The sequence below is a fragment of the Thermodesulfobacteriota bacterium genome, assembly GCA_040757775.1.
Taxonomy (GTDB): domain Bacteria; phylum Desulfobacterota; class UBA8473; order UBA8473; family UBA8473; genus UBA8473.
In genome coordinates, this window is record JBFLWQ010000023.1 from 1 (window position 1) to 12,952 (window position 12,952).

The following is a 12,952-nucleotide window of genomic DNA, read 5'->3' on the forward strand; positions in this document are numbered from 1 at the left end:
TTCAAATCGCATCTTCCGAACCTCCTGTAATATCTCTGTCCGTCCCATACGTCACCTCCACTGGTGACCATTGTAAACCGGACAGATTATGTGCTACAATACAGGACAGTTTATTTGTTTCTGACATGTGTCAAATATTGTATTGCAATCGAGTCTATTGTTTAGTAAACTATTATTGGCACAATGAATGATCACTTTTTGAGTATGGAGGTACATCATGCCTGCCACTAAGAAACTTGTCGATGAAGCCCTTTCTCTTCCAGTCGAAGATCGGGCGCTTATCGCAGATTCCTTATTGAAAAGCCTTAACACGCCCGACCCTGACATTGATAAAAAATGGATAGAGTTAGCTAAACGGCGCCTTGGGGAACTTCGTTCAGGAAAAGTCAAACCGATTCCAGGTAATAATGTATTTGACAGGATTCATGAACGGTTTGCCAAATGAGATACTTTTTTCACCCTGAAGCCGAGGCCGAGTTTGACGCTGCTGTAGACTACTATGAAGATTGTGAGCCAGGTCTCGGTTACGATTTCGCAGTTGAGGTGCATGCCACCCTTGAGAACATTCTCAGTTTCCCAAAAGCTTGGCCTATACTTGAAGACGATATCCGGCGCTGCCAGACTCGACGTTTTCCTTTTGGCATTATCTATGCAATCAACGAAGATGTTATCTTCGTCCTTGCCGTTATGCACCTGCACAGAGATCCTGAATACTGGAAAAGTAGATTGTAGTAATTGGCAGAACCTGTCATTCAACCTGACCTGTGCCATGGCAGGCTTTTTGCAACTATTGAATGCATAACAATGTAGCTTCTCCTTAAGAGATTTGTAGTAAGTAATTTCCTTCAAGCCCGACAACATTCAGGAAAGGGGACAGGAAAACTTTCTATGTCTGATAATCTTGTGGTTCTGAATAATTTGAAGAAATACTTCTTTATAAAGGAGGGGTTTTTTTCTGGAAAAGAAGTTGTCGTAAAGGCTGTTGATGGTGTAAACCTTCAAATCAAAAGAGGTGAAATCCTGGGATTGGTGGGAGAGAGTGGATGCGGAAAGTCAACTATGGGAAGATTGGTGCTCAAATTGGAAGAACCCACAAGGGGAGAGATATACTTTGATGGTGAAAACATCACCTCCAGCAACGGAGAGAGAATGAGGGAATTGCGAAAAGATATGCAAATCATCTTTCAGGACCCTTATTCTTCTCTGAATCCTCGTAAGACGGTGGGTAAGATTATTGAGGAACCCTTTATTATTCACAATGTTGGAAATAAAAAAGAGAGGAAGGAAAGGGTTAAATATCTGCTGGAAGTAGTGGGGTTAAGACCCGAATACATAGACAGGTATCCCCATGAATTCAGCGGAGGGCAGCGACAGCGCATCGGGATAGCAAGGGCACTTAGTTTAAACCCAAAGTTGATAGTAGCTGATGAGCCGGTCTCTGCTTTGGATGTTTCTATTCAAGCGCAGGTAATCAACCTTCTGGAGAAGCTTCAAGAGGATTTTAATCTGACTTATCTGTTTATTGCCCATGACCTGAGTGTAGTTGAATATGTGAGCAATAGAGTAGCAGTTATGTATCTAGGAAGGATAGTGGAGTTATCAGATAGTCACGTTCTTTATAATGATCCGGAACACCCCTATACAGAGGCATTGTTATCCGCTGTGCCTGTTCCTGATCCTACCCTTAAGAAAGAGAGGATTATTTTGGAAGGAGATCCTCCAAGCCCGATAACTCCGCCCTCTGGCTGTCATTTTCATACCAGATGTCGTTATAAAACAGAGGTCTGTAAAGAGGAATATCCTGTTTTTAAAGAGGCAGCTCCCGGACACTTTGTTGCATGTCATCTCAGGGGCTAAAAATTTCTGGGAAGGGGATACTTTTCCCGGGCCCTCAAATCATTAACTCTTCAAGCTGGTTTCTTTCCAGGGGCAATACCTGAAAGATCCCTGTCCTGCCGGAGGGGTATTCTTTATAACTGACGGAAATCTCCTTTTCATTCTTTGCTTTGCTATACCCTGCTGTTATACATGCGGGCAGTTTGCTCAAAGAATCTTCCAATTCTCCCCTAACGATAGTTAGTGGTCCTGGAAAATCCAAGACTTTGTAAATAAAATCACCTTTCCGGGCAAAACTCAAGACTTTTTTGTTCTCCTTTTCGTTCCTCCCTACTATGGTTTTTGCCCTAGGAGACAGGCGGAAATGCCTTCCTATTTTCAAAAGATGAACGTCATTCAGGGTAAAGTCTGGATTATGATCCATCAGATCCCGCATCCTTTTTGCGAAACCGGGGTCAGTGAGTAAACACCCACCGGCAGGGCACGGATAATCATTGATCCCCAATTTCTCTGCCAGGGCAATCTGTGGTTTTCTGGATCGTCCCTGAATATCCAGCAGCTTATCTCTGTCTATCAACCCCTCACTTTCGGGTATAGTTGGTGGTAGCAACTTAGCGGAAAGGGGTCTCAGAATCAAACCATCAAAGCCTGAATCCCTTTCGATGATCCTCATGGCATCTCTCCTCTGGGACATGGGTCTTTCTCCCAATACTTCACCTGTTATCAAAAAAGATGCCCCTTGCTTCCTCATATACTCCCCGGCCTTTTTGAATGTAAATATACGACAGTCCAAACATGGGTTCATGTTTCTGCCATACCCGTATCTGGGATGTTTGACCAGCTCTAATATCTCTCTTGAGATGTTAACGACCTTGAGTTTAATCCCCAATTTATCTGCTGCTTTTTTCCCTTCCAGACAGCCACTGTTGGAGGATGTGCAGGTACAGAAAGCCGATATAAAATTTATTGCCCCGACCTCTATGCCCATATCCAAAATAAGCTTAACTGCCAGTGTACTATCCAGCCCACCGGAAAGAAGGGCAATGGCTTTAGTCAAGATTAACCTCCATATGCTCTATGACCCTGGTATGTTTTTCACAAAACTCATACTCGCTATTGATTTGGGCATGGATGACCTCTTCCTGCCAATGGGCGTTATATAACCTCCAGGTATATCCTTTGTAAGTCAATGCAGCACCACCCCTGCTCCCTTCTTCATGGAGAGTAATATTGTAGCAATGTTTATGTCCTACACTGAAGATGCGAGCTCCTGCACGAGCATGGTTGCTGCTTTCTTGCCCGAAAGGAGCATGCCGCCAAAGATTGCGCCCATGCGGGGGCCGCCAAAGGTAGCATTTGCTGACATCCCGGCGACGTACAATCCAGGGAAGACCTCTTTGGTATTCTCCAGCGTAAGCGTCTCTGCCCGTTCAGACCACATAGATTTCTCGCCCTCGATCTTCCCGCTTGCCGTTTTCAGTTTCCCAGGGACCTTCTCCTGAACTACCTTGACAACCTCAACGGGGTGGCCAGAGGCATCCAGCACGAATCGAGCTCGAACAGCCAGTGGGTCGACATGCAGGCCGGCGATTTCCACCGCAGACCAGTTTAAGACTACCCCTACTACTCTGTCGGGACGCATCAGCACATCCTCCACACTAACGCAATTAAAGATCGTCAGTCCAGCTTGGACGGATTTAGACGCAAGAGTTGAAATTGCTTCAACGGAATCCGCAGTGTAATAGCCTGTCTCATACGGTTGATACCGAATGGAGAACTCGTCGAGAATGGGGAGTGCGGATTCCTGTACAACGATTTCGTTGTACATCATACCGCCGCCCCACATACCGCCCCCTACGCTGAGTTTACGTTCGTAGAGCGCCACTTTCTTGCCTGCCTTTGCCAGGTAGTACCCAGCTACTAAGCCAGCCGGGCCACCACCAGCGATAGCAACATCTAATTCCAGATTATCGAGGAGCTTCCGTGAGAATCGCTCGATTATCGCCCTTGAGATTACCACTTCGTCCAGTTCCATATTGCTTCCTTTCATTTTACTGTTTTATTGGCATAATGCCGGAGCTAACACGCTGGAAATGCACAGTCGTTTTCCCATTGATTCTCCAGCAATTTCTTATGCCCATTTTTTGAGTATTATTAGAAATGAACTTCAACAGCACGATAGGGACAGATAGGAATACATAACTCACAGGCTATACATTTTTCCTTTCTGAAAGATACTGACATATCCTTTCTGTCCACAACGAATGCCCCTGAAGGACATATGGATATACAGGCAGTGCACTGGGTACAACGGTCTTTATGCCACCCTACTTCCTGGGTTAATGGCTGTACGTGTACCCCGATTTCATTCAGGTAATTCATTCCTGATTCCATATCCTTTTTATTGCCACCAATCTCTATTACTAATCTGCCTTCTTCTTTTGGAGTCACATTTGCCCGTAATATATTTACCATTAAATTGTGGTCCTTAATCAGATGGTATGTAATTGGTTGATCAACTAACCTGCCTGGAAAGGTTAAAACTATTCTCTTTTTTGACATACTGCACCTCCAATTTACCCTTTACTATCTCATTCTCTCTGAAGAACCTGCTTTTTTTATCGGTTTTGATGGCATGGGCTTGAAGGTTATCCCGGATTCAACAGATGGTAAGGCTGCAACAGGCTCAGTCAATAGAAAATCGCCCCTTTTTATTAAACCCTTAAGTATTTCAGCTATCTCTCTAGCCTTTGCATAACTGGATAGTCCGGCGGTCTTTACCTCTTTCCCCTTAACATTTATCTTCCCACTCTTTAGCTCGGCATAATTGACTTCTCCAAGGGTGTCCGGCTTTCTTTGAGGGTATGCATCGCTGTAATCTACAATCTGCGTGAAGATATCTTCATCTCTGACAGTAGTGTATTTGAGTATCTCTTCGTCGAGGATAGGAATTGGTATACCTATTCCTACTGTTAAGGTAGCCCCATAACCTGTAAAGGTAGTTCCTCTAAGCCAGTTAGGATTCATTTGTTTAAGGTCGCCAATTACAGCAATGGTACCTGCAGGTGCCCTTGGAACTCCATTCTTACTTCTTGACACAGACGGATTGTGTTGGGTACCATTCCAGATTATGTAGCCGATCCCGCCTCCCATGAATATCCTGGTTCCAATGCCAATGGTTTTATAGTAGGGGTCATTTAAAAGAGGACTGAGTTGTCCTGCGCTGCAATAATTAGCATTCCCCAATTTTGGCTGTAATGTTCCCATATAGGTATATATTACTTTGTCTGAAAGGTTCACAGCAACGTTGTAGTTCTGATAGGAATTTCTTGGGTTGAACAGAACCGCTTCATTTATATCCTTAATATTGATAGTAGTTTCAACAATTTTTCTGGGATAACAGTCTGTCCCGTAAGCCGTAGCTGTGAGCTTAACATCCTTACCTGCTACCAATTCCTCTATTACATGTCCGCCCCCGTATCTGAACTCTCCGGGGAATACGGTGTTTCTTGGATCATCATCTGGTATGGCTGTTGCTCCAATATATACATCTACTGCCGCAATGCCGGTATAAACCGGTATATTATTCAGATACGCCTTGCCTCCACCTATCTTTATCCGTGGTTTAGAATGTCCCAGGTTGAGATATGCGCCGGAACTGCACATAGGGCCGAAGGTACCGGTAGTAACTACGTCTATTTCACGAACAGCCTTTTTTGTCCCCTTTTCTTTTACGATATCGATTATCTCTTCAGCAGTGACAATAACTGCTTTACCTTTCTTTATTTTTTCATTAATCTCAGCAATTGTTCTTGTCATAACTTACCTCCAAATTTAGGATTCCCCCCTTTTTGTTTGTGGTGGGGATAATGCCTGGCTAACCCCTTAATGGGGCATAACATTATCCATAGCATAAAACCCACCACCTCCTTTCTGTACTTTGCCCTAAAATTAGAGGACTGTATGAAAAAAATAAAAGTGCTATTTTATATCACAGCTGCTATTCTCATGCAAAGAAAAAATCCTAACTTACACTCTCAAAGACTATTCCGGCTGTCCCTATAATTCCGGCATCATCTTCAAGACTGGCATTAACTATAACTTCCTCCTTTACAGGAAGATTTATAGCTCTTTTAAGAATCTCTTCCCTGGCAGGTTTTAATATTAAATCTCCAGCGCCGGCAACTCTTCCACCAATAACAAACCTGTAAACATTCAGTATATTTATGAGACTTGAGACAGCTATGCCTAAGTATTTCCCTGCCTCTTCCATTATGTTAAGGGATAGTTTATCTCCGGCTACAGCTTCTTCAAAGACCATCCTGGATGTGATAAGGTTAAAATTTCCCTCTATCCTGTTTAGTAAAGATGAATTTATCCCCTTTTTTAATGCCATGACAGCCCTGTTGACTATTCCTGTTCCAGAGGAATAGCTCTCCAGGCATCCGTATCTGCCGCATTGGCATTTAAGTCCAGAGGGTTCCACTACCATATGGCCTATCTCTCCTGCCGCGCCATCTTCTCCTGACCATATCTTTTTATTCAATATCAACCCTCCGCCTACTCCAGTACCCAGGGTAATGCCTACCATACTGTTGTAGCCCTTTCCTGCTCCTCTCCACCACTCACCATAAGTAAAACCATTGGCATCATTTTGGATTGAGATTGAAGGGAAGGGCATTCTCTTTTGTATCTCCTCCCCCAATGCCACATCTTTCCAGCCCGGCAAGTTTGGAGACTCTCTGATTATTCCCCTCTTAATATCGAGAAATCCTGGGGTTCCTATACATATCCCTTTGACCTCTCCGGAAAGTTGGTTTGAAATTTCAACTAGTTGTGTTAACAGGTCTACTATGCGATTGATTACTTCATCCTTTCCGTCTTCAGCCAGGGTAGGCATTTTTAGACTCTTTAGGATTCTCCCCTCTTGGTCTACTATTCCTCCCCTTAGATTAGTACCTCCCAGATCTACGCCTATAGCGGTAGCTTTAATATTTGATTTGTTCATGAGACCTCTTATTTCTTTTAACCTGGTGAGCAGGACTCACACAAATCAAAATTCTATTCCATATATGATTGAGGGTCAAGAACTTTCAATAACAGAACTTTCGATACCATAAAACCGAATACTGCTTTCGACATTTTTTTATTGACAAATTGAATTAAATATTCAAATAAATGTTTAATCCGCTGGATATATTTCTTACAACGTCTTATAATAGTACTTCTTGCCTTTTTTATAGCCCTGATGGCTATTCAGCAGAGACAAAAGATGTGACAAAGCCGATCATCGCAATAGTCTTACCCGAAAGTTGGTTAAAGCTCCCAAAAAAGACATATGTTTCAGGCATTTTACCTTAAAACTTTTGACGAAACAGACTTTATTGAAGGAGGTAGACAGGTATGTATTGTGGGTTTACTGAAGAGCAGGAGATGTGGAGAAAGACAGTTAACGATTTTATGGACAAGGAGGTAGGCAGGGAGTACTGCCGGAAGGTTTATCAAGAGAGACAGTATCCTTATGAGTTCTATGAGAAGGTTGTAAAACAGGGTTGGCTGGGTTTGATGATACCTGAAAAATATGGAGGAGTAGAAACAAGTGTGGTGATGTATACTATAATGAATGAAGCCCTGGCTAAGTTTGGGGTGGACCTTGCTACCTCTGTAAGTGTATGTGCTTTTTCAGCGATGAACATTGTCCATCATGGCACAGAAGAGCAGAAGGTCCGATATCTCTCCCGGGTAATAAAGGGTGAAGTAAGGTTCTCAATCTCGATCACCGAACCGAACGCAGGCTCTGATGCAGCTTCTCTTGTTACATCGGCAAGGCTTGACGGGGATTGTTTTGCCGTTAACGGTCAAAAGGTCTTTGCCTCCGCTGCCCACGCCAAAAACAATATTATGTGCATGGGGGTGAGAACAGACACATCCCTGCCGAAACACAAAGGGATATCTGTTTTGCTGGTGCCGAACGACCTTCCCGGGATCGAGATGAGGCGTCTTGACACTTTAGCCAGGCGGGCGACCGGAACCAATGAGGTCTTTCTCGATAACGTAAAGGTCCCGAAAGAGAATTTACTCGGTGAGATCAACGGTGGCTGGAAGATCCTTACCGGTCATTTGGAGATAGAGAGGGCGGCTGTTGCAGGGATGAACGTTGGGAATGCCCAGACAGCGGTTGACGATGCCATACGGTATGCGAAAGAAAGGGAGCAATTTGGTAGACCAATAGGTCAATTCCAGGTCATAAAGCACATGCTTGCCCAGATGCAGTTAGAGGTGGATGCGGCAAGGCTTTTGACATATCGGGCTGCAGCAATGACAGACATGGGAATCCCATGCAGGAAAGAGGTGTCTATGGCAAAGCTTTTTGCATCAGAGACCCTTTTCAAGGTAGCAACCCAGGGCATGCAGATTATGGGAGGCTATGGTACCATGCCAGAATACGATATGGAGAGGTACTTTAGGGAAGGTAAACAGGCAACCATAGGAGGCGGAACATCACAGATACAGAGAGGTATTATCGCCAGAGAGTTAGGGTTGTAATGAAATAGTTTATCCTGCATGGAGATATGTATATTTTTTAAAGAAAGGAGAAAACATGATCTACAAGTACTTCGATGATCTGGAAATAGGGGAGAAGACGGTATCAGAGAGGGCGAGGACCATTACTGAAACAGACGTAGTATTCTTTTGCTACTTTACAGGTAACTGGTATGAACTCCACTCCAATGTAGAATATGCCAGAAAGACTCAATTTGGTGAGAGACTGGTACAGGGTTCTCTAACCTTTGCTATTGCTGCCGGCTTGCAGATGGTGAGACATGATGTGGTTATGGCGTTCTACGGTCTTGATAAGATGAGATTCCCGGCGCCTGTGAAGATTGGGGATACCCTGCGTGCAGAGGCAGAGGTAGTCGATAAAGAGGTGAAAGGGGATGATCGTGGGGTTGTAACAATAAAACAGACCATCCACAACCAGAGGGATGAGACGGTAGCAATTATGTTTTGGAAGTTGTTGGTTAAAAGGAAACAGTGAAGACTGAAAGCTGAGCGCCAAGGGCTTACTTTTTAAGGAGGATGTGAGATGAAAAAGGTAAGGATCGGATCTGGTTCGGCGTATTGGGGTGATATGCTGGACCCTGCTGTTGAGTTGGTAAAAAATGGGGATATAGGCTATATTGGGTTTGATCATCTTGCAGAATTGACAATGGCTTTATTGCAAAGGGCAAAGACCAAGGATCCTACAACAGGATATATTCCCGACATAATCCCATGGATGAAGGCGATACTGCCTACCTGTGCTGAGAAGGGTATAACGGTGATTTCCAACGGTGGCGGCGCCAACCCCGAAGCGGGAGGAGATGAAGTTGTAAAGCTTGCAAAAGATCTGAATTTAGCAGGGTTAAAGGTAGGGGTGGTAGTTGGGGATGATATATTCGGCAAACTGGATGAGATGAGGGCAAAAGGTATAAAGTTTAAGAACATGGACACAGGGGAAGAAGACATTAACAGGATTCGGGACAAAATCGTGGCTGCTAACGCTTATGTTGGTGCTGATTCCATCATAGAGGCTCTTCAGGAAGGAGCGAAAGTCATAGTCGCCGGTCGGGTCTCTGATAATGCCCTCTATGTAGGTCCGTTGATGTATGAGTTTGGCTGGAGTTTTAATAATCCGGATTGGGATTTGATCGGGGCTGCGATAACTGTAGGTCATATAATTGAGTGCGCAGAGTGCTGTACAGGTGGTATGTCCAATATGTGGAAGGTTGCCCCGAGGCTTTGGGATATTGGCTTTCCTATAGCAGAGGTATACGAAAACGGTGATGCGATCATAACCAAGACCCCAAACTCTGGGGGATTGGTTAATCAATGGACCATTAAGGAGCACCTGATCTACGAGGTACACGACCCGTCCAATTATCTTATGCCCGATGGGATAGCCGATTTTACTGCATTAAAGCTGGAAGAGATAGGAAAAGATCAGGTCAGGGTAACTAACATGAAGGGCAAACAGAGGCCTTCTGAACTCAAGGTGTGCATTGGCTACAGAGATGGTTTTATCGGGGAAGGTCAGGTGTTTTTCCCGTGGCCGGATGCCTATGAAAAGGCAAAAAAAGGCGCCGAGACAGTGAGGGAAAGGCTAAAAAAAGTGAACCTCGATGCCGAGGAACTTCGAGTAGACTATATCGGTATCAATACGCTTCACGGAGAGGTAGCCCCTGAACCTACCTCGGAACTAAACGAAGTGGGGTTGAGGGTCGTTGCCAAGACGAAGACGAAGGAGGAAGCAGAAAAAGTAAGAAGGGAGGTAACCCATCTCTGGACAATAGGTTCAGTAGGGTCAAGCTTTGGGGTTCCCCTCCCTATTAGGCCTGTGGTTTCCCTCTGGCCTACTCTGGTACCAAGAGAAGAAGTTCCGACCAGGGCTATTATAAAGGAGGTCAGGTAAGGATGAAAAAAGTCAGATTAAAGGATCTGGCCTATGCCAGATCCGGTGACAAGGGTGATGTGAGTAACATTGGGTTGATGGCATTCAATAAGGAGAATTATAAAATAATTAAAAGAGAGGTAACCCCTGAAAAAGTAAAAAAACACTTTAAAGGGATGGTAAAGGGTGATGTGAAGATTTATGAAATGCCCAACCTCGATTCCCTCGAGATAGTTCTTTACAATGCTTTGGGTGGAGGTGCGACCCGTACCCTCCGTCTGGATCAGACAGGGAAGTCCATGGGACAGGCATTGCTGTGGATGGAAGTGGAAGTTGAATAGTTGTAAACTGAAGTGGCATTAACTACCGTTGGAGTATTTGCTAACAAGCGGCCAGAGGTGCGCTAATGATATAGATAAAGTAAAAAAGGAGAATTAGATATGGGGTATCAAGATATAATATTCAGGAAAGAGGATCGAGTTGCCACTATAGTGCTCAACAGACCTGATAGTCTCAATGCATTGGGTGGTAGTATGCGAGAGGATATAATCGATGCCATTCAAGACGTAAAAGGCGACAAAAACATAGGGGCATTGGTTATAACAGGTGCGGGGAGGGCATTTTGTGCTGGCGGAAATATTAAAGAGATGGAGAAGATGAGTCTGGAGGTACCTCTCGTAGAGAGAAGGGCATTTGTTCGTAGTGTCTCCCATAGGATAATAACTGAGATCAGAAACCTGGAAAAACCTGTCATTGCTTCTATAAATGGCCATGCCATAGGGGCAGGGTGTAATATCGCTCTTGCTTGTGATATGAGGATTGCCTCTGAGAATGCCAAACTGGGAGTGAGTTTTATAAATATGGGATTGGTTTCTGACTACGGTGGTCTCTATTTCCTTCCCAAACTGGTAGGTACAGCAAAGGCTCTGGAACTCTATTTTACCGGAGATGTGATCGACGCGAAAGAGGCAGAAAGGATAGGAATGGTAAATAAGGCTGTGCCCCCTGAAGAGCTGGAAAAGGTCACCTATGATCTGGCGGGTAAGATAGCGAGAAAGGCTCCCATAGCCCTGGGCATGATAAAGGAGGTACTGTACAAAGGGCTTAACATGGATCTGGCGAGCGAATTAGATTTAGAGGCAAATGCCCAGAGTATCTGCCTAAAAACAGAGGACCATAGGGAAGGAGTGAGGGCATTTTTAGAAAAGAGGGAAACGGTATTCAAAGGGCTGTAATCAGTATAATTTGTATGTGGGAGGTGATGTCTATGGCGGGATGAATAGAAATGCTGAATTCTTAAAGTGGACAATTTGAAATAGAGGGTATTTACAAGGTATAATAAAAACTTTTGACAATACTGAGTAAGATATCAGGAGGATACCATGGAGAAAAGGAATCTTTTTATAGGCATGGGTATTTTGATTGTGGTTCTAGTCCTTTTTACTGGTGTGTCATCTTACCCTGAAGAAGCTAGAGGTGTAACAGGGAAATCGGTTAAGATAGGTTTAATGGCTGACTTGACAGGACCAATTGCTGATGTCTGGAATCCTGTTGCCCATGGGATTAAAGCATATTTCAAAATGATAAACGATAGAGGGGGAATCCACGGTAGAAAAATCGAATATGTCTTCGAAGACGATAGGTATTCCATACCTCTTGCTTTGTCCTCTTTTAAGAAGTTAGTCTATAGGGATAAAGTCTTTAACCTTCTGGGAGCTTCAGGCGTTGGCCACACCGCAGCAATTATTCCCCTTGTAGAAAAAGAGAAGATACCGCTTATCGCACTAACAGCGGAAAAGAGGTTCTATTATCCAGCAAGAAAGTACATATTCTGCCCGATTATCTGGTATAGTGACCATGCAAAGTTGTTCGTTGAATATGTCTTTCATGATCTGAAATTGAAGGACCCTACCATTGTCCTTATGTATCCAGATGCGGCTTCCGGCAAGGATACCAGAGATACCATTCGAGAATTGGTTAAGGCATATCCTGTAAAAAACTATGAAGAGAGCGTCTTTTCTATGGTGGCTGTGGATTTTACCTCAGAGATAATGCGCCTTAAGCAGTTGAAACCTGACATTATTTATATTCATGGATTTATTGTTCAGTCCGGTTCAATTGTGAAGACTGCACGAAGGTTTGGGCTTTCTGCGCCTATCATAGTGTCTCAGTATGCTTGTACCAATGAAACTATAAAAATAGCAGGCGAAAAAGCCAGTGACCTTGTTGGTATTAACAGTTTTGGCACATGGGATGATGATAGCCCCGGTGTTAAGGAACTGAGGAAGGCCTCTCTGGCGTATGATCCGGGTGTCCATTATCAGGGTTCCAACTTTTTCCAGGGCTGGTTTATGGCGATGCTCTTCTGTAAAGGTTTTGAGAATGCTGGAAGGGATCTAAACAGAGAGAGTTTTGCGAATGGCCTGGAGGCTATGAAAGACTTTGATACTCAGGGGATTTGCGGGGTAGTGAGCTTTGGAGCCAATGACCATAAGTCTATAGAAAGCGCTAGATTTCTTAAGGCAGATATAGGTAAAAAGCTATTTGTCCCCATTACCGGGTGGAGAGTACCTAAAAAATATGATTTTTAGGTATATATTTGAATTTAGTATAGGGGTGGTTTTATTTTTGGTAATTAGTTAAGCCCAGGTACTATGGGCGATTCATTCAACTAGGAGGAAACAA

The 12,952-nt window shown here is 44.0% G+C and carries 15 protein-coding genes; 9 read left to right on the forward strand and 6 right to left on the reverse strand.

What is annotated here, in order from left to right; genetic code table 11:
• Window positions 1-217 precede the first annotated feature (217 nt).
• The 3 genes from AB1401_12545 to AB1401_12555 all read left to right on the forward strand — a co-directional run bounded on the left by AB1401_12545 (window position 218) and on the right by AB1401_12555 (window position 1,857).
• A complete protein-coding gene (locus AB1401_12545) occupies window positions 218-445 on the forward strand; it encodes an addiction module protein (protein ID MEW6616275.1) in 228 nt (75 codons plus the stop codon).
• Window positions 442-732 (forward strand): type II toxin-antitoxin system RelE/ParE family toxin, encoded by a 291-nt coding sequence (locus AB1401_12550; protein MEW6616276.1) that lies wholly within the window; start codon window positions 442-444, stop codon window positions 730-732. The genes AB1401_12545 and AB1401_12550 overlap by 4 nt, the downstream gene beginning before the upstream one ends.
• A 156-nt stretch (window positions 733-888) precedes the next feature.
• Entirely contained in the window at window positions 889-1,857 is a 969-nt protein-coding gene (locus AB1401_12555; GenBank protein ID MEW6616277.1) for a dipeptide ABC transporter ATP-binding protein, read from the forward strand.
• A 34-nt stretch (window positions 1,858-1,891) separates the two neighbouring features.
• On the opposite strand, the gene AB1401_12560 is transcribed toward AB1401_12555, so the two are convergent.
• From AB1401_12560 to AB1401_12585, 6 genes are all read right to left on the reverse strand, one after another.
• Window positions 1,892-2,893: a hypothetical protein gene (locus AB1401_12560; protein ID MEW6616278.1), complete on the reverse strand. Its 1,002-nt coding sequence runs from the start codon at window positions 2,891-2,893 to the stop codon at window positions 1,892-1,894.
• A complete protein-coding gene (locus AB1401_12565; GenBank protein ID MEW6616279.1) occupies window positions 2,886-3,026 on the reverse strand; it encodes a DUF6775 family putative metallopeptidase in 141 nt (46 codons plus the stop codon). Before AB1401_12565 ends, AB1401_12560 begins: the two co-directional genes overlap by 8 nt.
• A gap of 59 nt (window positions 3,027-3,085) precedes the next feature.
• Window positions 3,086-3,871, reverse strand: a complete 786-nt coding sequence (locus tag AB1401_12570; GenBank protein ID MEW6616280.1) for a sulfide-dependent adenosine diphosphate thiazole synthase — start codon at window positions 3,869-3,871, stop codon at window positions 3,086-3,088.
• 119 nt (window positions 3,872-3,990) lie between these two features.
• Window positions 3,991-4,398: an NIL domain-containing protein gene (locus tag AB1401_12575; protein MEW6616281.1), complete on the reverse strand. Its 408-nt coding sequence runs from the start codon at window positions 4,396-4,398 to the stop codon at window positions 3,991-3,993.
• Window positions 4,399-4,422: 24 nt separating this feature from the next.
• A complete protein-coding gene (locus AB1401_12580; protein MEW6616282.1) occupies window positions 4,423-5,655 on the reverse strand; it encodes a homocysteine biosynthesis protein in 1,233 nt (410 codons plus the stop codon).
• A 205-nt stretch (window positions 5,656-5,860) separates the two neighbouring features.
• Window positions 5,861-6,844 (reverse strand): ROK family protein, encoded by a 984-nt coding sequence (locus AB1401_12585; protein ID MEW6616283.1) that lies wholly within the window; start codon window positions 6,842-6,844, stop codon window positions 5,861-5,863.
• A gap of 395 nt (window positions 6,845-7,239) precedes the next feature.
• On the opposite strand from AB1401_12585, the gene AB1401_12590 reads away from it, so the two are divergent.
• The 6 genes from AB1401_12590 (at window position 7,240) to AB1401_12615 (ending at window position 12,858) form a co-directional block, all read left to right on the forward strand.
• Window positions 7,240-8,382: an acyl-CoA dehydrogenase family protein gene (locus AB1401_12590; GenBank protein MEW6616284.1), complete on the forward strand. Its 1,143-nt coding sequence runs from the start codon at window positions 7,240-7,242 to the stop codon at window positions 8,380-8,382.
• Window positions 8,383-8,437: 55 nt separating this feature from the next.
• Complete coding sequence (locus tag AB1401_12595) at window positions 8,438-8,875, forward strand: MaoC/PaaZ C-terminal domain-containing protein (GenBank protein MEW6616285.1); 438 nt, start codon at window positions 8,438-8,440, stop codon at window positions 8,873-8,875.
• A 48-nt stretch (window positions 8,876-8,923) separates the two neighbouring features.
• Complete coding sequence (locus AB1401_12600; GenBank protein ID MEW6616286.1) at window positions 8,924-10,288, forward strand: acyclic terpene utilization AtuA family protein; 1,365 nt, start codon at window positions 8,924-8,926, stop codon at window positions 10,286-10,288.
• Window positions 10,289-10,290: 2 nt separating this feature from the next.
• On the forward strand, window positions 10,291-10,608 hold the full coding sequence (locus tag AB1401_12605) for a hypothetical protein (GenBank protein MEW6616287.1): 318 nt from the start codon (window positions 10,291-10,293) through the stop codon (window positions 10,606-10,608).
• A 99-nt stretch (window positions 10,609-10,707) separates the two neighbouring features.
• Window positions 10,708-11,502 (forward strand): enoyl-CoA hydratase, encoded by a 795-nt coding sequence (locus AB1401_12610; GenBank protein ID MEW6616288.1) that lies wholly within the window; start codon window positions 10,708-10,710, stop codon window positions 11,500-11,502.
• A 147-nt stretch (window positions 11,503-11,649) separates the two neighbouring features.
• Complete coding sequence (locus tag AB1401_12615) at window positions 11,650-12,858, forward strand: ABC transporter substrate-binding protein (protein MEW6616289.1); 1,209 nt, start codon at window positions 11,650-11,652, stop codon at window positions 12,856-12,858.
• Window positions 12,859-12,952 lie beyond the last annotated feature (94 nt).

Coding starts and splice junctions, on each gene's coding strand:
- AB1401_12545 (MEW6616275.1), top strand. CDS start 218: ATGCCTGCCACTAAGAAACTTGTCGATGAAGCCCTTTCTCTTCCAGTC.
- AB1401_12550 (MEW6616276.1), top strand. CDS start 442: ATGAGATACTTTTTTCACCCTGAAGCCGAGGCCGAGTTTGACGCTGCT.
- AB1401_12555 (MEW6616277.1), top strand. CDS start 889: ATGTCTGATAATCTTGTGGTTCTGAATAATTTGAAGAAATACTTCTTT.
- AB1401_12570 (MEW6616280.1), bottom strand. CDS start 3,871: ATGGAACTGGACGAAGTGGTAATCTCAAGGGCGATAATCGAGCGATTC.
- AB1401_12575 (MEW6616281.1), bottom strand. CDS start 4,398: ATGTCAAAAAAGAGAATAGTTTTAACCTTTCCAGGCAGGTTAGTTGAT.
- AB1401_12580 (MEW6616282.1), bottom strand. CDS start 5,655: ATGACAAGAACAATTGCTGAGATTAATGAAAAAATAAAGAAAGGTAAA.
- AB1401_12585 (MEW6616283.1), bottom strand. CDS start 6,844: ATGAACAAATCAAATATTAAAGCTACCGCTATAGGCGTAGATCTGGGA.
- AB1401_12590 (MEW6616284.1), top strand. CDS start 7,240: ATGTATTGTGGGTTTACTGAAGAGCAGGAGATGTGGAGAAAGACAGTT.
- AB1401_12595 (MEW6616285.1), top strand. CDS start 8,438: ATGATCTACAAGTACTTCGATGATCTGGAAATAGGGGAGAAGACGGTA.
- AB1401_12600 (MEW6616286.1), top strand. CDS start 8,924: ATGAAAAAGGTAAGGATCGGATCTGGTTCGGCGTATTGGGGTGATATG.
- AB1401_12605 (MEW6616287.1), top strand. CDS start 10,291: ATGAAAAAAGTCAGATTAAAGGATCTGGCCTATGCCAGATCCGGTGAC.
- AB1401_12610 (MEW6616288.1), top strand. CDS start 10,708: ATGGGGTATCAAGATATAATATTCAGGAAAGAGGATCGAGTTGCCACT.
- AB1401_12615 (MEW6616289.1), top strand. CDS start 11,650: ATGGAGAAAAGGAATCTTTTTATAGGCATGGGTATTTTGATTGTGGTT.